At 31.9% G+C, this 19,574-nt stretch carries 20 protein-coding genes; 1 reads left to right on the forward strand and 19 read right to left on the reverse strand.

Translation table 11 applies throughout. The features are described 5' to 3' along the window. Positions 1-7: 7 nt before the first annotated feature. The 5 genes from CUL_RS0109425 to yunB all read right to left on the reverse strand — a co-directional run bounded on the left by CUL_RS0109425 (position 8) and on the right by yunB (position 3,826). Positions 8-400, reverse strand: coding sequence for a CoA-binding protein (locus tag CUL_RS0109425; RefSeq protein WP_005582047.1), 393 nt, complete (start codon positions 398-400; stop codon positions 8-10). A 48-nt stretch (positions 401-448) separates the two neighbouring features. Then, positions 449-1,096, reverse strand: coding sequence for a YigZ family protein (locus tag CUL_RS0109430; protein WP_005582049.1), 648 nt, complete (start codon positions 1,094-1,096; stop codon positions 449-451). A gap of 198 nt (positions 1,097-1,294) precedes the next feature. Then, positions 1,295-1,735, reverse strand: coding sequence for an NUDIX hydrolase (locus CUL_RS0109435; protein WP_005582050.1), 441 nt, complete (start codon positions 1,733-1,735; stop codon positions 1,295-1,297). Positions 1,736-1,826: 91 nt separating this feature from the next. Beyond that, positions 1,827-3,119: a GTPase HflX gene (gene hflX / locus CUL_RS0109440; RefSeq protein ID WP_025641354.1), complete on the reverse strand. Its 1,293-nt coding sequence runs from the start codon at positions 3,117-3,119 to the stop codon at positions 1,827-1,829. 53 nt (positions 3,120-3,172) lie between these two features. Continuing rightward, positions 3,173-3,826 (reverse strand): sporulation protein YunB, encoded by a 654-nt coding sequence (yunB, locus tag CUL_RS0109445; RefSeq protein ID WP_005582053.1) that lies wholly within the window; start codon positions 3,824-3,826, stop codon positions 3,173-3,175. 164 nt (positions 3,827-3,990) lie between these two features. Here yunB and CUL_RS0109450 point away from each other — a divergent pair, with 164 nt between their 5' ends. Then, complete coding sequence (locus CUL_RS0109450; RefSeq protein WP_005582054.1) at positions 3,991-6,963, forward strand: penicillin-binding protein 1A; 2,973 nt, start codon at positions 3,991-3,993, stop codon at positions 6,961-6,963. Between the two features lie 25 nt (positions 6,964-6,988). Here CUL_RS0109450 and spoVAE read toward each other — a convergent pair whose 3' ends face one another. The 14 genes from spoVAE to CUL_RS0109525 all read right to left on the reverse strand — a co-directional run bounded on the left by spoVAE (position 6,989) and on the right by CUL_RS0109525 (position 19,553). After that, positions 6,989-7,345 carry a stage V sporulation protein AE gene (gene spoVAE / locus CUL_RS0109455; protein WP_025641356.1) on the reverse strand — a complete coding sequence of 119 codons (357 nt, stop codon included), beginning with the start codon at positions 7,343-7,345 and terminating at the stop codon, positions 6,989-6,991. Between the two features lie 14 nt (positions 7,346-7,359). After that, positions 7,360-8,379, reverse strand: coding sequence for a stage V sporulation protein AD (spoVAD, locus tag CUL_RS0109460; protein WP_005582056.1), 1,020 nt, complete (start codon positions 8,377-8,379; stop codon positions 7,360-7,362). Positions 8,380-8,383: 4 nt separating this feature from the next. Continuing rightward, positions 8,384-8,833, reverse strand: coding sequence for a stage V sporulation protein AC (gene spoVAC / locus CUL_RS0109465; RefSeq protein WP_005582057.1), 450 nt, complete (start codon positions 8,831-8,833; stop codon positions 8,384-8,386). A 12-nt stretch (positions 8,834-8,845) separates the two neighbouring features. Continuing rightward, positions 8,846-9,190, reverse strand: a complete 345-nt coding sequence (locus tag CUL_RS0109470; RefSeq protein ID WP_005582058.1) for a stage V sporulation protein AB — start codon at positions 9,188-9,190, stop codon at positions 8,846-8,848. Between the two features lie 88 nt (positions 9,191-9,278). Continuing rightward, positions 9,279-9,914: a stage V sporulation protein AA gene (locus CUL_RS0109475; protein WP_005582059.1), complete on the reverse strand. Its 636-nt coding sequence runs from the start codon at positions 9,912-9,914 to the stop codon at positions 9,279-9,281. 229 nt (positions 9,915-10,143) lie between these two features. Next, positions 10,144-10,902, reverse strand: coding sequence for an RNA polymerase sporulation sigma factor SigF (gene sigF, locus CUL_RS0109485; RefSeq protein ID WP_005582060.1), 759 nt, complete (start codon positions 10,900-10,902; stop codon positions 10,144-10,146). A 5-nt stretch (positions 10,903-10,907) separates the two neighbouring features. After that, on the reverse strand, positions 10,908-11,348 hold the full coding sequence (gene spoIIAB, locus CUL_RS0109490) for an anti-sigma F factor (protein ID WP_005582061.1): 441 nt from the start codon (positions 11,346-11,348) through the stop codon (positions 10,908-10,910). A gap of 12 nt (positions 11,349-11,360) precedes the next feature. Further along, positions 11,361-11,693, reverse strand: a complete 333-nt coding sequence (gene spoIIAA, locus CUL_RS0109495; protein ID WP_005582062.1) for an anti-sigma F factor antagonist — start codon at positions 11,691-11,693, stop codon at positions 11,361-11,363. A gap of 136 nt (positions 11,694-11,829) precedes the next feature. After that, positions 11,830-12,675: a bifunctional 5,10-methylenetetrahydrofolate dehydrogenase/5,10-methenyltetrahydrofolate cyclohydrolase gene (locus tag CUL_RS0109500; RefSeq protein WP_005582064.1), complete on the reverse strand. Its 846-nt coding sequence runs from the start codon at positions 12,673-12,675 to the stop codon at positions 11,830-11,832. A 167-nt stretch (positions 12,676-12,842) separates the two neighbouring features. Beyond that, positions 12,843-14,528 (reverse strand): Na+/H+ antiporter NhaC family protein, encoded by a 1,686-nt coding sequence (locus tag CUL_RS0109505; protein WP_025641360.1) that lies wholly within the window; start codon positions 14,526-14,528, stop codon positions 12,843-12,845. Between the two features lie 280 nt (positions 14,529-14,808). Then, positions 14,809-15,684, reverse strand: a complete 876-nt coding sequence (locus CUL_RS0109510; RefSeq protein WP_005582066.1) for a cation diffusion facilitator family transporter — start codon at positions 15,682-15,684, stop codon at positions 14,809-14,811. Between the two features lie 186 nt (positions 15,685-15,870). Beyond that, positions 15,871-16,827 carry an ABC transporter ATP-binding protein gene (locus CUL_RS0109515; protein WP_025641362.1) on the reverse strand — a complete coding sequence of 319 codons (957 nt, stop codon included), beginning with the start codon at positions 16,825-16,827 and terminating at the stop codon, positions 15,871-15,873. Continuing rightward, complete coding sequence (locus CUL_RS0109520) at positions 16,817-18,478, reverse strand: ABC transporter permease (protein ID WP_005583705.1); 1,662 nt, start codon at positions 18,476-18,478, stop codon at positions 16,817-16,819. Before CUL_RS0109520 ends, CUL_RS0109515 begins: the two co-directional genes overlap by 11 nt. A gap of 1 nt (position 18,479) precedes the next feature. Continuing rightward, complete coding sequence (locus tag CUL_RS0109525) at positions 18,480-19,553, reverse strand: ABC transporter substrate-binding protein (RefSeq protein ID WP_005583707.1); 1,074 nt, start codon at positions 19,551-19,553, stop codon at positions 18,480-18,482. Positions 19,554-19,574 lie beyond the last annotated feature (21 nt).

The raw sequence follows: 19,574 nt of genomic DNA on the forward strand, positions 1-19,574 counted from the left end.
AAAAGACCTATTTCTTCTCAAGTTCAATTAATGTGGCTAAAACACAATCATCATAGAGGATTTTAAAACCTAGATCTTTAGCTTTTTCTATTACTACATCGTCAAAGGTGCCTGGTTGAAACCATATATATTCAATCCCCAGCTCTTTAGCCTCAGCTAAAGTATTTAGACTAATTTCAGGATGCACAACTATATCGATTACATCTATCTTTTTTGGCACTTCTTTCAAATTTGAGTATATCTTTTCTCCGTAAATAGAATCATAGTTAGGATTGATACCGTAAGTTTCATAGCCGTGGTCTATTAGTTTTCTCCATATTTTATATCCGTACTTTTCCTTATTTGGAGTTGCTCCTACTACAGCCCAAACTTTTTTATCTAACATCTCTTTTTTCACCATAAAATCACCTCAAGATTTTTTTACCCAATGGGCCTATGTTTATTTAGGTTATTTTACCCTTTTCCCATTCTTCATGGATACATACTCCTCACCTTCATATTCAATAACTACATTTCCACTGGTCATATCAGTAATAGTCTTTTTAAAATAGCTCACTTCCGAAAATTTAATATAAAGATAAATATTTACTGCATCATCATATACTATGTCATCTATTAAATAACCCTTGGTCATCAGATAATTTTCGATAGTCCCATATACAGTATAATCTATTCTAACCTTTAACTTAGTATGGAGTACCTTATCTATTATTATTCCTGCTTCCAACCCAATTTTTGCTCCTTTGGTATAGGCTCTTATTAATCCTCCAGTCCCTAGTTTAACGCCTCCAAAATATCTTGTAATAACTACTGCCACATTCCTAAGATCTTCTTTTTTAATAACTTCTAATGCAGGTATACCTGCTGTTCCAGAAGGCTCTCCATCATCGCTAAAACGTTGTACATTACTGTCTTGACCAAAAACATAAGCATATACATTGTGGGTTGCATCCCTATGTTTAGTTTTTATCTTTTCAATGAAGTTTAAGGCTTCTTCTTCTGAATTAATGGGCATTGCATATCCTATAAACCTTGATTTATTAATTATTATTTCGTCTTCTCCGTATCTATGTATGGTTCTATAAATATTATACATCCTATATCTCCTTTCGTTTATAAATCAAGTAAAAGAATAAATCAAATTTAAAAGAATAAATTCCTATCTACTAAAAATCTTCCTATCATTATCCGTTAACATTATATCATATATTAACTCTATAATTCACTCTTTCTAGTGTAATACAGTAAAAAGCAGACTTTACAGATTAAAGCCTGCTTTTAACGCTATACTCCTTTATGCATAAATTTGGTCCATTTCATAATCTTTAAACTCAAGATATTTTTTGTAGGATAGACTTACTAAGGATTTATCCTGACTGTAAGTAATCATTTCTATTGCTTTATCTACTGGATAAAATCCTCCTTCTTTAAAACCTTCTTCTTTATTTATATTATAATGATCACCTAGTGATTCCATCACATACCAAATGATAATATTACATACTGCTTGTTTTCTAGACAAAGAAAAAAATTCGTAACTAGTTTCTCCTGCAGTAGAAACGATATTAGCATCTACGCCCGTTTCATACTTAACACGGCTAATGGCCGTTTCTGTTGGAAGAGAACCGTTACGAATTTTCCCTTTAGGTAATACCCATTCATTTTTTTCATTTTTTAAAATCAAAACTCTATCTCCGCTAAAAACCACACCACCTGCACAATTTCTAACAATCATAGAAATCAGCCTCCTTTTTTATCTTACTATTATCATACCCAAAATCAATTAATTATTCAATTATTTTTTTGTTTTTGTTGATATAAACTAATTATTTAAATGTTCGAACTATATAAGTTGAATATTTTTCATAATCATTTAAATTAATATTTAATCCTATTTCAGTACCATCTTCTTTATATTCTATATAATTTACTTTATAATTTTCTAAAAAATAGTTAACTAAGGATTGATTATCATAAGGTATTAGCAAAACCACTCCTTTATATTTAATTGGTAAATTATCTTGGATTAGTTGTAATAATCCGTCTAAATCAGTCCCATTTTTACTAGAAATAAATATTTTTTTGTTTACATATCTACTATCATATAATAAATGGTTTACACCTACTTTATCCATCTTATTAAATACCGTAATTATTGGTTTATCCAATACTTCTAAATCTTTTAAAATGTCTACAGTTGTTTGTACCTGAATATCTAAATCCTCATTGGAAGCATCTACAACATGGAGAATCAAATCTGCAAATCTAACTTCTTCTAAAGTTCCTTTAAAAGCCTCTATTAAATGGGTTGGCAGTTTGCTTACAAAACCTACAGTATCGGTTATCAAAAAATATTGGCCATTTGGCAATTGTCCCCTTCTTAAGGAAGTGTCCAACGTGGCAAAAAGCATATCATAAACGAATACTTTTTTGGATTCATCATATTCTTCGCTCATCCTAATAATGTGGTTTAATAATGTAGACTTTCCAGCATTTGTATATCCTACTAAAGCCACTATGGGGAGATTAGAATCTTTCCTCCTTTTTCTTTTAATATTCCTTGTCTTTTCCGCTTCTTTTAAAGCTTTTTCTATTTGATTTATTTCTCTTAATATATGGCGTCTATCCGTTTCAAGTTTTTGTTCTCCAGGCCCTCTAGTTCCAATACCTCCACCTTCTCTAGATAGATAATCTCTAAATCCTACTAATCTAGGCAACCTATATTTAAGTTGGGCCAATTTTACTTGCAATTTGCCTTCCTTAGAAGTAGCCCTATTAGCGAATATATCCAATATCAGATTGGTTCTATCAACTATCTTCTTGTCTATGACTTTCTCTAGATTTCTAAGTTGAGCTCCGGATAGTTCATCGTTAAACACTACTGTATTAATTTCTAGCTCTTGACAATAATTTTTTATTTCTAAAGCCTTCCCTCTTCCAATAAAGTATGCTGGATCTATTCTATCCTTTCTCTGTGTAACCCTAGCAATGACTACACCACCTGCTGCCTTCACTAGTTCTTTCAGTTCGTCCATAGAATTATCTATATCTATAATATCCGTTGCTAATTCTACTCCAGCAATCAAAGTCCTTTCCTTTTTGATATTGGTTTCTACCAATCTATCACCCTTTCAAGTTTATATGGTAAAGTTTACTTAATAATATTATACCATTATTTAACTATATTTAATATACCCTCCTTAGGTACATTTATATATTGTTCTGGTACATCGCCTACTATTATGGTTTCAGCAATAGGTATATTGGTTGTAATCCTTATATTTTCAGATACTAGAGGGACTATAATTCTAATATCAGTAACTACTATGATATATATTCTATGCCTAGTTTGATTTATGCCTGATGATTCAAATTCTGTGGCAAAATCTACTGCTACAGAACCTTGGGGAATTATTTGTACGCTTATACTAGGTAAAGTGATAAGTCTAGTATCAAAAGCGTTGCTCAATGGCACCTTTATATTAGATTGGGATATTTCTTTCAGCTGTTCTTGCACTTCTAGTGCTACTTCAGAAGCTATACTATTCATCAAAATGGTATTAGCCTGCATTAAAGTTACTTTCCCTTCATTATCATACTTAACAAAAATTAAATCATTATAGTTTATATCCCTTTTTATTTTGTTCTTTATGGTATCATTTATAGCTTCGCTAGTTACCGATTTGGCTCTTATTTCTGCAATAGCTATCACAGTAGGTGCAATATTCTTATCGATATATCTATATATGTATAACCCTAATAGTAATAAGGCCATAATCCAAAATATCAATCTTTTTCTTTTTATTATATATAAATAATATTTCACAAAAATCCCTCCTAGTATATAATATATGTATAAAATATAAGTTAAGGATTATAATTAAGGAAACTAAACAAGATATTTTAATTATTCATCTTGTTAACATTCACATATTTGTGTGGTATAATTAATTTGTTTACTACCTTTTTTTAAATTAAGGAGGTATTTTAATGTCAGAGGACAACAAGAAAAAACCAAAGCCTAAATGGAAAAAAAGACTTAAAATTTTCTTTTTAGTATTGTTTTTATTAGCTATTATAGCAGCAGGTGCAGTTAGTGGTATGGTTATTGCCATTGCTAAAGATGCACCGAAGATTAATCCAACAAATATTACTTCTTTATTAAACCAAACTTCTTTTATTCTTGATCAAAATGGTAATATTATTGAAAAAATACAAAATAAAGGATATGAATATAGAACAATTGTAAGTGTAAATCAAATGCCTAAGCATTTAAAAGATGCTTTTATTGCAATTGAAGACGAACGTTTTGAGGACCATATAGGTGTAGACCCAAAAGGGATTGTTAAATCAGCTATAGACAATGTTAAAGCAGGCCATATTGTAAGAGGTGCCAGCACTATCACCCAACAACTAGCAAAGAACCTTTATCTTACATCTGAAAAAAAATGGGATAGAAAAATAAAAGAAGCTTACTTAGCTCTACAAATAGAAAAAGCATTAACAAAAGATCAAATTTTGGAAGCCTATCTAAACAGAATATTTTTAGGCCAAGGTGCTTACGGTGTGCAGGAAGCTGCTGAAACTTATTTTTCAAAAGATGTAGAAGAGCTAACTATTGCTGAGTCTGCAGTTTTAGCTGGAATCATAAAAAGCCCTGCAAAATATTCATTATTTCAAACCCTAAGACCTGAAGATTTTGATAGTGATAAACATATTGAAGTAGGTCAACTGGATATATTAGGTGAAAAATATATTGCAGTCTATAATGAAGAAGCTATAAATCGCCAAAGAATTGTTCTATCTAAAATGTTGGAGCTAGGAAAAATTACTGAAGAAGAATATAATGCTGCCTTAAATGAAGATATCAAATCCAGTATAAAGCCAGGTGAAAAGAAAATTCAAGGAATATCATCATATTTTAATGATTATATTAAAGTTCAAGTTATTGAAGCCTTGATGAATGAATTAGGCTATTCTAAAGAAGAAGCAGAAAAAGAGTTATATACTGGTGGTATAAAAATTTATTCAACTATGGACCTAGAGCTTCAAAAAAAATTAGAAGATATATATAATAACTTTACTGAAGTATTATTGGGGAACCCAGAAAAAATAAAGGGCCCTGCCCTAATTAGCTGGAGATTAAATAAAGCTCAAAATATAGTTGATGAAAGAAATAATATCCTATTTTATAAGCAAGAAAATATACTGGATGATAACTATAACCTTATAATAGAAAAGGGCACCTATGAAATAGTTGATGAAAGGTTAATAATAAAGAATTCAAAATTAGACCCTTATAAAAGCAATGTAGATATAGCCGATTATTATACCATAGATAATCGAAAAAATTTAGTAACTCACAGGATGGGCTCCCTTACACTGCCTGAGAAGGAATTCTCTATAGGAGAAGATAGGTCCATAACTATATCTGATAATTATCTAAAAAACAATTCAGATTTTTATACTATTGATGGAGAAGGCAATCTACTGGTCAATGAAAAATACTTCTACAGACAAAAAGATGGTATAGTCCAACCTCAATCGGCAACTGTGATAATGGATTATAGAACCGGTCAAATAAAAGCATTAGTTGGAGGCCGTGATGTAGAAGGCAATAGAATATTAAATCGTGCTACCTCTTCTGCAAGACAACCTGGCTCAACTATTAAACCATTAGCTGTATATTTACCTGCATTAGATAATGGATTTACTGCAGCTTCACCTATTGATGATATACCATTCTACAGTAATGGAGAACTTTGGCCAAACAACTGGTATACTGGCTATAGAGGTATTCACACTTTGAGACGTTCCGTTGAACAGTCTGTTAATGTAAACTCCGTTAAAACTTTAGAAGCCATTGGAATAAATACTTCCATGGAATATTTAAGTAGAATGGGTCTTATAAATAAAGAGGATCCATCAAAGGACAATTTTATTACATCAGTGGAAAATAAAGCTAGTAATGATGAAAATCTATCTGCCTTGGGACTAGGTGGAATGACAAAAGGGTTAAGCCCATTAGAGATAACTGCAGCTTATGGGTCTATTGCGAATAATGGTATCTATATTAAACCTATTTCTTTTACCAAAATTTTAGACAAAGACGACAATATATTATTAAACAATACACCGAAGGAAACTACCGTTGTTTCACCTCAAGTTGCTTATATAATGTCTGATATATTAAGAACTACTGTATCAAATGGTATTGCAGGAAGGGCTCAGGTGCCTAATATGCCTACAGCAGGTAAAACTGGTACAACCCAAGATAAAGCCGATGCTTGGTTTGCAGGGTATACCCCCTACTATGTTATGGGGCTATGGATAGGCAATGACTCTCCTCAGATTAAATTGAATCAAGGAAGTGCAATGGCTGCCCAACTATGGAAGATTATAATGACTAATGTCCATGAAGGATTAGAAACAAAAAGTTTCGAGCAACCAGCAAATATAGTATCAGTAAATGTTTGTACTCAATCTGGCAAATTACCAACGGAACTGTGCAATCATGATCCTAGAGGCAGTACCGTTAGAAAGGAATTATTTGTACAAGGCACTCAACCTACTGAGTTTTGCGATGCTCACGTGGAAGTGGATATTTGCACTATTACTAATAAAATAGCCAATGAATATTGTCCAGAAGATAGCGTAGCAAAAAGGGTATTTATTAAAAGGGACCCCCCTTATGATCCTTCAAAACACGGAGGGGTAGTACCATCTGATTATCAACATACTGCTCCAAAAGAAGTATGTGACGAGCATAATCAAGATAATTGGATAGATGACTGGTTAAATGATTTAATAAATAATGGAGATGGTGATAAGGACAATGATGAACTAGAAGATAATGATAATGATGATAATGATAATAGTAGTAATGGCAATGGCAATAGCAATGGTAACAATGACAATAATAATAACAACAATAATGGCAATAATGAAAATGGAGATGATTAAAGAGGAGCTTATAATGAGCCCCTCTTTAACTTTTTGTTTTTGGGTTAGAAACTATAGCCATAATATAGCCAAATATAATAGCTGCAGCTATACCCCCTGCCGTTGCCTCCAACCCTCCCATAAAAGCTCCAATAACTCCTTTTGATTTAGCTCCATCAATAGCTCCCTTGCTCAAAGCATAGCCAAATCCAGATATTGGTACTGTAGCTCCTGCTTCTCCAAACTTTACTAAAGGTTCATATAATCCTATAGCGCCTAAAACAACTCCTGCAACTAGAAATATGACCAGAATATGGGCTGGAGTCAGCTTAGTAGTATCTAAAAGGACTTGACCAATTACGCATATAAATCCCCCAACTAAAAATACCTTTAAATATTCCATCCATACCATCCTTTCTATTCAACAAGTTTATCTATGGTAACAGCATGTGCTATCCCTGGAATGGATTCACCTTGCAAAGTAGAAATTGGTGAATGCAATGCCCCAGTGGCAATTAATAACACTCTGTTTAAATTACCCTTCATCATTTCTTTATAGATATAACCGTTAAAAACTACAGCTGCGCATGCACAACCGCTACCCCCTGCATGGGTATCCTGTTCTACACCATCAAATATCTTTATTCCACAATCAGAGTAGTTCTCAGATAGATCATATCCTTCCCTTTTCATTAAATCTAATAATATTTTCTTCCCTACCAATGCTAAATCTCCTGTAATTATCAAATCATAATCATTAGGATTATATCCGGTATCCTTAAAATGTTGGGATATAGTGTCTATTGCTGCTGGGGCCATAGCTCCTCCCATATTATTAGCATCCGTTATACCTAAATCTTTAATCTTACCGGTAGTAATATAGGTTATATAAGGACCATTTCCAGTAGATGACAACACAGTAGCTCCAGCACCTGTTACAGTCCATTGAGAGGAAAAGGGTCTTTGGGCTCCATATTCTAGTGGAAACCTATATTGCCTTTCTGCAGAACTAAAGTGGCTAGAAGTTGCACATACTACTTTGTTAGCAAATCCTCCATCTATTATCATGGCCCCTAAACTTAAAGATTCCGCCATAGTTGAACAGGCGCCATATAAACCAAAGTATGGAATCGCAAGTTGTCTTGCAGAATATGAGGAAGATATAATCTGATTTAGCAAATCTCCGGAAAAAAGATACTCTATATCATTAGGAGACATATTAGCATTTGAAATAGCTAATTTAATTGCTTCTTCCTGTATACGAGCCTCTGCTTTCTCAAAGGATTCCTGTCCCCACATATCATCTTCTAAAATGATGTCAAAATAATCTTTTAGAGGCCCTTCCCCTTCTTTTGGTCCCACGATTGATGCAGTACCAATAATAGACGGAGGATTAGCAAGCTTTACTGTCTGTTTTCCAACGCGCTTAATAGACATAATATCACCTTCCTTTTGAAAGTAATAAATACAGAATTCCAACTATAATCGAACTGCTAACCCCATAAACTAAAACAGGCCCTGCAATACTAAACATCCTAGCTGCTACTCCAAAGATAAATCCCTCCCTTTTAAATTCCATAGCTGGAGAAACAATTGAATTAGCAAAACCAGTAATAGGTATGGCAGCTCCTGCTCCACCTATTTTCCCTAACTTATCATAGAATCCTAGCCCAGTTAAAAAAGACCCTAAAAAAACCAATAATATAGAGGTAGCAGATGTTACTGTCTTCTCATCTAATCCATATTTAAATAATATATTTCTTAAAATTTGCCCAAGAACACATATAAGTCCCCCTACAATAAAAGCGTATAAGATGTTTTTAAAGTAAGTAGGTTTTGGTATCTTTTTCTCCGCATATTTTTGGTATTCTTTATTTGTCATCTTATCCATCTATATTCACCCCTAAACTTTTTTAAATATTAACCAATAGTATAAGGCTCCTACTACTTTCCCAAATATTAATGCTCCAATAATATATTGCAATTCATGTTTAGCTTTAAATTTTTTTGCAAACACGGGTACTACGTTTAGAACTTCTGCCAAGGCTGAAGCAAATAAGCCGAAAAATATACCAATTGTAATACCAACTGGAATAGCAAAAAATTTACTAATACTTAATTTAAAATTTGAAAAATATATAAAGCTAGCAATAGTACCACCTATAGTGATCGAATACTCGTACAGCTTGATATAATCATCTGTATCCGTTGCCTGTGTTGCCCTTGGTACAATTTTTAATAAGGTCAAAAAAGCTGCAGCTGCACTGCCTATCGTAATTCCAGTAGAAGCACCAATTAAAGAAACTAGAAATGCTTTCCCATATTTTCACCGCCTATTATTGAGAATTTTTTTGTTTTTTTAAGTCATTTAATATATTGTCTTCTATATCTTTATCATAGAGATATAGTTCCAACTCCATTGGTCCTGGTTCCTGTCTTCTTCGTTTACTGAAACTGAATATTCTGCTGAAAAATGCAAACATACCCAATCCAGTCCCTAATGATAAAGGAATAGTAAGTATAAGTGGATTATCTTTTTTTACTCCAGTAATTGTAAAATATATCTTTTCCATGGATTTACTCATATTCACATCTTCGTAGAAGTTTACAATGGCTGCTGCAGCACCAAAGAATAAAACTAATATAACAAGAGTAATTTTAAAGAAATTTAAAAGCTTATTCTCTTCTTCTTTGCCCTTTATTTCCAATAAAACATCAGGGCCTCCTATTATTGTAATATCTATATTATCTATGGCTTCCAATACCTTTGTGGTTACCTCATTTCCCGAAATATAATCATACATTTCCTTGTCTTTCCCATTATAAATTCTTATCTTTTCCACCTTTTTTTTAATTCCATCATTATTACAATACACTTGGGCTACATCTTCTATAAATACATGGGTATTTAAATCTACTGAATATTTGGTCTCAAGATTGATATATACTTGTTCTTTATCGATAACTATCACCCTTTATTAAAAAGTTACTCACTAGTTTAGCTCTTTTAGGAACCTCCCTATTAGTTCCTAGTTCTCTATACCATAAAACACAACCAACTAAAAGTAGAATTATTATTAGAACAGACAATATATTTCTTTTATTGTTATGTAATTTTATTTTTTTTTCCATCTAATCACCCCATACTACAATTATTATTCTCTTATATTTATTTTTAATACAAAAAAATAAGGCATTGTTTCATGCCTTAACTAACATTTTTTTCATCTCTTCAATTATTTTCTTCTCTATCCTAGAAACTTGGACTTGGGATATTCCAAGTAGTTCGGCCACTTGAACTTGGGTTTTATCTTTAAAATATCTTAAAATAATAACTTGTCTATCCCTTTCTTTTAACTGGGATAACATTTCTTTTAAAATAATCCTCTCTATCATATCTTTTTCGCTATCTTCTTCTGCACTAATCTTATCAATTAAATAAAGCGGATTCCCTTCATTTTGGTGAATTACATCATATAGATAGTCTGGATGATAAGAAGACTCTAAAGCCATTACAATCTCTTCTTTATCAATATCCAATTCATCGGAAATTTCCTGTATAGTTGGTTCTCTGCCCAATACCTTTGAAAGTCTATCCTGAGTATATTTTATTCTATTAGCAGTTTGTTTCAAAGATCTACTAACCTTAATAAGCCCATCATCCCGTAAGAACCTTTTAATCTCACCTGCAATCATTGGGACTGCATAAGTCGAAAACTTTACATCATAAGAGGTATCAAATTTATCTATGGCCTTTAAAAGCCCAATACTACCTATTTGAAATAAATCATCCATTTCATAACCCCTGTTGGTAAATCCTCTTAAAACACTTTTAATAAGACCCAGATTATGCTTAACCAATTTATCCTTTGCTCCCTTGTCTCCATTTTGAGATTTAATAATTAATTTTATAGTTTCCTCATGGGTCAATAAAATATTATCCCTATTCCCTTTTTCCATAGTATCTACTCCCTATCTGAGAGGCTTTTAAAAGTCTTTGTCATTTTAACTTTTGTCCCTTTACCAATATGGCTTTCAACAATTAACTCATCCATAAAAGTTTCCATAACGGTAAATCCCATACCAGACCTTTCCAAATCGGGCTTAGAAGTATAAAAAGGTTCCATGGCTTTATCTATATCTTCTATGCCTTTACCATTATCTCCGATAATAATCTCGATTTTGTCTTTTTCAATTACTGCCTCAACTATTACCAAACCTTCTCCATATTCATAACCATGAATGATTGCATTAGTAACCGCTTCTGAAACTGCCGTCTTTATATCTGATAATTCTTCTATAGTAGGATCTAATTGAGAAGCAAAAGCAGCTACAACAACCCTAGCAAAGGATTCATTATTGGATTTGCTTAAAAATTCTAATTTCATATAATTTCTTTCTACCATTTTTTCATCCCCCTAATCCTTTATAGCCTCATCAATAGATGAATAGATATTAATAATTTTTAGTAATCCTGACATTTTTAATATTCTATCTATATACGGATTTGTACTAACAATAAAAACTCTTCCTTTTCTTTCCTTACAATTTCTATATCTCCCAATAATAAGTCCAATACCAGAGCTATCCATGAAACTTAAACCCCTTAAATCCAATATTATATTCATCAAATTATTATTATAATACTGTTGATCAATTTTTTTTCTTACATCTTCCGATGTATGATGATCTAACTCCCCCTTTAGTTTAACAATCAAATAATTTTTCAAAATATCCATTGAAAATTCCAATTTATCCCCTCCTAAAGATACTCCCTATATATTTCTACTAGTATACCTTTTTCTCCTTCATAGAAAAACCACTATTTTTGTTGTAAAAAGAAAAAAAGAGTCTTAATACTTATCAAGACCCTTTTGAAAATTCATATTAAATATTCTTACAAGCCAAAACAACCTGACTCAATAATATGGAAGTAGTAACGCTACCTACCCCCCCAGGAACTGGAGTTATTTTATTTACTATTGGGGATAGTTTATCATAATATGCATCTCCACTCAATTTTCCATTTTGATCTAAACTAACTCCAACATCGATAACAATGGAATTTTCATTAAAATATTTTTCATCAAAAAATTTTGCCTTTCCTAAAGCTACAACGACTACATCTGCCCTATTTGTAATTTCTTCTAAGTTTTTGGTTCTAGAGTGACAAATAGTAACGGTGGCATTTTCTTTTAATAACATCATTGCTAGAGGTTTGCCTACTACCATACTTCTATTTACAACTACTACATTTTTCCCTTCTAAAGGTATTTTATAATGCTTTAACATTTCCATGGCAGCCTTAGGAGTACATGGTGCAAATCCATCCATATCTCCTTCAAAAATTCTTTCCAAATTTAATGGATGCATGCAATCTACATCCTTTAATGGACTAATAGTATTTCTGATGATTTCTTCATCAATATGGCTTGGTAATGGTCTAAATACTAAAATACCCGAAATATTATCGTGCTTATTCAATTCCTCAATTAATTCTATTAGTTCTTCCGTCTTAATATTTACATCTCTTTCAAAAACTTTGGATTTAATACCTATATTATCGCAATTTTTTATTATACTTTTTTCATAGGAAACATCCCCTGGATTGTTTCCTAATCTAACAATTGCTAATGTAGGTATTTTATCATGTTTTGCCAGCTCCTCAATATCCTTCTTCATCTTCTCCTTAATCTGAGCAGCCACCACATTGCCTTTCAAAATTTCTGCCATACTCTTGCCTCCTTAAAATATTATATTATTTAAAATATCCTTTCTACTAATAAATTTGTCAATTCTACTTTGAATAATTTACCAACCAGTTAACGATTTTATTATATCATAAAAAGCTGAATAAACAAGAAGCTGTTAGAAGTTCTAACAGCTTTTGTACTTTTGTATTAATTTGGGGTAACTTCCTTTTTTAAATCTTCCTCTTTCACTGATTTGCCAAAATAACTAACAACTCCTATGATAATGGCTGTACCAATCAATAAAATAATTACTGGATGCGCCGAGAAAAAACCTGCAAATATATAAGATATTCCAGCAATAATCGCTACTGTAATGGCATAAGGCATTTGGGTCTTCACATGGTCTAAATGGTCTGCTCCTGAGGCCATAGATGACATGATGGTAGTATCAGAAATTGGCGAACAGTGGTCACCAAAGATTGCACCAGATAAAACTGTTCCTAGTGTAACAGTCATCATATGTGGATCTCCACCACTTTGAACAAAAGCGTAAGCCATTGGAATAGCTAATGGAATAACTATAGCCATAGTGCCCCAGGCAGTACCAGTAGCAAAAGAAATTATAGCTGAAATAACAAATATTATTAAAGGTAAAATAGCAAATGGGAAATTCCCAGGAACTATTCCTATTAAGAATTCGGCAGTCCCTACATCACCTGTTACACTGCCTAATGACCAAGCTAATACTAAAATCATGCAAGCAAACAACATGGATTTTGCACCATCAACCCAAGCATCAAAAGCTTCATCTACTGAAAATATTTTTTGGAAGACTCCCATTCCTATTGCTACAATACTAGAAATTAGAGATGCCCAAAGAAGTACTATACTAGAATCCGCTTCACCAAAACAGGTTCTAATGCCTTCCATTGTGAAAGGATTTACCGTTTCTTCTAAAAGAGTATACCCATTGTACCACAAACCAAAAAAGGCAATCATGATTAAAGTAAGAATTGGTACTATAGCGTTAGAGGCTTTATATTTAATATCCTTCCTTATTTCCATCTCTGTAATTTCATCACTAGTCATTGGCTTTGCACCATCGGCAATTAATTTCCCTGTAACTCTTGCTCTCTTTTCAGCTTCATACATAGGCCCATAGTCCTTTTCAATTACCAATAATACTAAAAGAAAAATTAATGAATAAATACAATAGTAGCTATAAGGTATAGTTCTAAGAAATACACCGTAATAATTGGCATCGATGCCTAAACTTTGGTAAATATTCCTAATAACCCCAATTTCATAACCAACCCAGGTCGATATCAGTGCAAGCCCTACAACTGGAGCAGCTGTGGAGTCAATAATATATGAGAACTTTTCCTTTGAAATTCTATTTTTGTCGGTAAGAGGTCTCATAGTTGGTCCAACTATTAGAGTATTAGCATAATCATCGAAGAAAACAAACACTCCCAATAAATAAGTATATAGCTGAGCAGATCTAGGGTTCTTTATCTTCCTCCCCAACGCCTCAGCTACGGCAATGGTTCCCCCCATCTTATTTACTACTCCAACCATTCCTCCTATAGCTAATAAGAAAATGATAATTGCTGCATTCCAAGAATCGGCTAAGGAACCAATTAGATAATTATCCATAGTTCTTAAAAAACCATAGAAAGGGTTCCAGCCATTTAACATGGTAGCTCCTATGAAGATTCCCAAAAATAAGGATACTAATACTTGTTTAGTTACAAATGCTAGAACAATTGCCAGCAAAGGTGGTAAAACTGACAACCATCCAAAATTAGTAGCTTTCTCTTCCTCTGCAAAAGCTGGAAAAGCTAAAACTAAAATTAAAAACAGCACTAGAATGATGGTTTTAAATCTGTACATTTTTATACCTCCTTATAAGATTTTATTAATAATATTTATAAAACCGCCCTCCTTTCTTAAATTGATAATTATAAGAAAGTTTTTGAATATAAATAAAACAGTAGCATCGTAAATTCTAATTACTGGTACTACTGTTGTCGTTATAATTACAATTTATAAAACCATTTATTTAATTATATTACATATCCTTCCCACTATCAAGAAATGTTACAAAATTATTACAAAATTTTAAATATTAAATATTATCAATCTTTATTAAGCTAAATAATTTAATACTATTCTATTTCTTAGTTCCTATCTCCGGTTCTACATGTACCATACAATGTTTAACATCATCTATGCTTTTTTCAATTAAATCGTGCACCTTTTCTGCAATTTCATGGCCTTCTATAACTGTAAGAGTTCCATTTACCAAAATATCCACATCCACATATATTCTATTTCCAAATATTCTAGTCTTTAAATTTTTAATATCTTTTACACCTTCTACAGAAAAGGCCAGTTCCCTAATCTTTTCGATAATTTCATCATCTGCTGCTTCATCTACTAATCCCTTTATGGATTGCAGGTATAAATCTATTCCTACCTTTATGATAAAAAGGCTAACTATAATTGCAGCAATAGGGTCTAATATCCTAAGACCCATTCTAGCTCCTAATATTCCAACAAAAGTTCCTATTGAAGACATAGCATCCGTTCTATGATGCCATGCATCTGCCTCCATTGAAAAACTTTTAACTTTTTTTGCCGCCTTTATTGTATACCAAAACATACCTTCTTTGGTGATAATTGATATAAGGGCGGCAATAAGAGCTATTGTACCAGGTGTTTTAATTTCACCAGTTATCAATATTTTAATGCCTTCATAACCAATTAAAATTCCAGTAACAGCCAAAAATATACTCAAAATCTTAGCAAAAACAGGTTCGTATTTTTCATGGCCATAAGGATGGTTTTCATCTGCTTCCTTTGATGATATTTTTAGTCCTAGCAGTACAACTAGAGTAGTGAGTACATCAGATAAGGTGTGGACTCCATCAGCTAGCATAGCACTACTCTGACCTATAACCCCAGCAATAATTTTGGCTGCAGATAAAACAATATTTATAATTATTGTAATTATCGAAACCTTTACCCCTAATTCATAATTTTCCATATAATTCCCTCCATAGTAATATAGTATGCTATAAATCAATTTATTATCAAACTAAATAGTATTAATTGATAATTTATATAACTATCATTATATACCCTTAATATCAGTAAATCCACTATTTTCTCTAAATAGAAGTTCTTATCATTTGATACTAATTATAGTTTTCTATTCATGAAAACTAAAAAACTACTGAACGATTTGCCCAGTAGTTTCCATAGAAATATAGACTCTATCTCCTATATTATAATCATTTTGTCCATCATTATTTTTTTGCACTCTATAGATTTGAGATTTTGTTTTAATTTTATAATGGATAAATGAGCCTAAAAACAACTTTTCTTCAATAACTCCTTCTATTTCCCCTTTCTTTGAATCAATAATAATTTTCTCTGGTCTAATGAAGTCTAAATTTCCATTTCTACTTTTAATTAAATTAGACCACCCGATAAAATTTAATACAAATTCAGTTCTAGGATTATTATAGACTTCCTCTGGTGTTCCTATTTGTTCTAGCCTTCCTTTATTCATTATCAATATTCTATCAGCAATAGATAAAGCTTCTTCTTGATCATGGGTTACAAAGATCATTGTAATATTAAATCTCCTTTGAATTGCTTTAATCTCATCTCTCATCCTTATCCTTAATTTGGCGTCTAAATTTGATAAAGGTTCATCTAATAGTAATACTTTTGGATTGATAATTAATGATCTAGCTAAAGCTACCCTCTGCTGTTGTCCTCCACTTAGCTGGGTTACTTTCTTATTTTTTTCTTTTCTTAATCCAACTATATCCAAATATTCTTCTCCTTTAATTAACGCTGCTTTTTTAGAAAAACCTCTAAATTTTAATCCATAAACAACATTTTGTATTACCGTCATATGTGGAAAAAGCGCATAAGATTGAAATACAGTAGATACAGGCCGTTTTTCTGGAGATAGATATGTTATATCTTCACCATCTATATATATTTCACCAACTTCAGGTTTTAAAAAACCACCAATAGTCTTTAAAACCGTAGTCTTTCCACAGCCACTAGGTCCTAATACGCATATAAGTTCACTTTTATTTACTTCAAAACTCAGATTATCTACTGCTGTCAAATCCCCAAATTTTTTAGTTAAATTATCTACCTTAATAAACATTTTTTTCCTCCAACAAGAATTTTGAAAAGATAATATTTACAACTAAAGTAATAAGAATTAGCATACAGGCAATTACCGACCCTATCCTATACTTACCACTTTGTATAGCATCAAACATTACAAGGGTAGCAAGTTTCTTCCCAGGATACACTAAAAATATTATCGAGCCTATAGTAGTCATAGTTGCAGTAAAGTTGTTGACAAAAGATATTAAAAATGCTGATTTTGACATAGGAGTTATTACATCTTTTAATATATATATATCATGAGCTCCTAAATCCTTACAAGCCTCTGTTACTTGAGGATTTATTTGGGAGATAACTGCACTACTAGCCTTTGTAGGTAATGGCAGCTGTTTAAAAATACAATTCAAAATTACTATTAAACCAGTTCCTGTAAGTTCTAATGGATATTTATTAAAAGCTAAAATATATCCTAATCCAAAAAATGTTCCTGGAATAATATAAGGCATTGTAGAGATAAAATCTATAATCTTCATTCCTTTAATCTTTCTAATTTCTAAATAATAGGAAATTAAAAAGCCTATAATACTTCCAACAACACCAGTAATCAAAGAATATATAATACTTCTTAAAAAACTTCCCGAAATATAATTTTTAGATTCTTTTATATTATCGAAAGTAAAATACATGGTTCCAAATCTTTGTTTTGTCATAGCAGAAATAAAGATAGATAGATACTGCAAAATCATCATAGTTAAGAACAAATATGATATTATCTGTAGTAACCTAGGAAAAAATCCTTCTATTCTGAGCATAGTTTCATCAGATTCTTCACGAAAATTAGTTCCTGTTATAATATTGGAATCCTTTAAAAATATTCTATATAAAATAAAAGCTATAATTGCAGGTATAAATAATAATATACTAATAGCTGCAGCCATAGGTAAATTCGAATAGGCTACTACATTTAAATAGGCCTGAGTAGCTAATACGTTAAAGGAACCCCCTATAATAATGGGCGTGCTAAAATCTGCTAAAGATCTAACAAAAGTAAGCAACCCCACTATAATAATCCCGTGTCTCATCAATGGTATAAGAATCTTTGAAATAGTATGGGATGAATTCCCTCCTAAATCCAAAGAACTATTAAATAGACTTTTATCTATGCCGTTAATAACTCCAATTAACATCAAAGCATTTAGTGAAGTAAATCCAAGGGATTGCATAGCTACTATTCCTTGCCAACCATAGGTATTAGCAGTAAACCCTAATATATTATGAGTAATAAAGCCCCGCCTACCAAATAGAGATATATAGGCTAAGGAAGAAACAAATGGGGGTGATATCATAGTCAACATTAAAATTGTAGTAAGTATTTTTTTATACTTACTATTAGTAAAGCTAATATATATAGAAACAGCTATCGACAAAAGGGTGGATATTAAAGTAGTTAATATTGCAACAAAAAGGCTATTTTTAAGTAACATAATATTTTTATTTAATAAACTCTTATAAATATCTAATGTAAACTCTCCATTAACAATAAAGCTTTTGCTAATTACAGATAACATTGGATAGAAGATAAATATTATAACAAGAAATAAGATTGTTAGAAGTATCAGTTTATCAATAAAATTTAAAAAATGGGTACCTATTTTATTAGATACCCTATTTTTTTCTATTTTCATATTATTTATCACCTACAAGTTCTGACCATCTTTCTAGTATTGGCTCCCTATCCTTACCAAAGGAAGACAAATCCTGTTTAATAAATCTTTTTTCTGGTACACCTAAATCATACCCTTCTACCCCTGGTTTAACCATTTGTGCCCCATCTTTTCCATCTATTTGTGCAAGAATTTGTTGATTTTCTTTTGAAAGCATAAAATCTATAAAAGCCTTGGCTCCTTCTAGATTTTGACTATTTTTGAATATGGCAACCCCTTCAGGTACCCATGGTATACCATCTTCTGGGAAAACCACTTCAACATTCTGCTCTTCTTGAAGGTCAAAAGCTGATTTGTCAGCAGGAATAATTCCTATAGCAAATTCTCCTTCCATAGTCTTTAATTGAGGATCCTTGCCTCTCTTAGCATAATAAGGAATATTCTTATCTAATTCTTCAAAAAACTTCCAGCCTTCTTCTTCCCCCATCATTTGCAACAGCCCATTTACCGCTGCATAATTTGTTCCTGAAATAGCTGGATTAGACATTATTATTTCATCTTTATAAACTGGATTGGTTAAGTCTTTCCAACTGGTTGGCATAGGAAGATTATTTTCTTCCAAAATATCCTTGTTAACTAGTAGTCCTACAATAGTCAGTCCTTTCCCAATCCAATACCCTTCAGGATCTTTAAATTCAGCAGGTATATCTTCGGATTCCTTTGATATATAGGATTCAAGTAATCCTTCTTCCTTGGCCTCCATAAAAGCATCTAAGCCTCCACCAAACCATATATCAGCCATAGGTTTTCCTTCCTCTGCCTTTACTCTTGATAATAGTTCTCCAGATGACATAGATATAAACTCTACTTTAATTCCAGTCTCATCAGTGAATTTGTCAAAGAATTCCTTATAAGACTCAGAAGTAGCTACAATGTTTAAGGTAGTACCTTCTAGATCGGCATTTTCCCCCTCATTAGCTATTTCTTCTTGTATTTCTCCCTCATCATCAGATGCCTCTTTTTTTTGACAAGCAGCCAGTGATAAAATCATTGAAAAAATTAATAATAAAATCAAAATTTTACTAGTATTTTTCATGTTTTTTTCCCTCCATTTCTG

It is taken from the genome of [Clostridium] ultunense DSM 10521, from assembly GCF_000511955.1.
In the GTDB taxonomy this organism is placed as follows: domain Bacteria; phylum Bacillota; class Clostridia; order Tissierellales; family Tepidimicrobiaceae; genus Schnuerera; species Schnuerera ultunensis.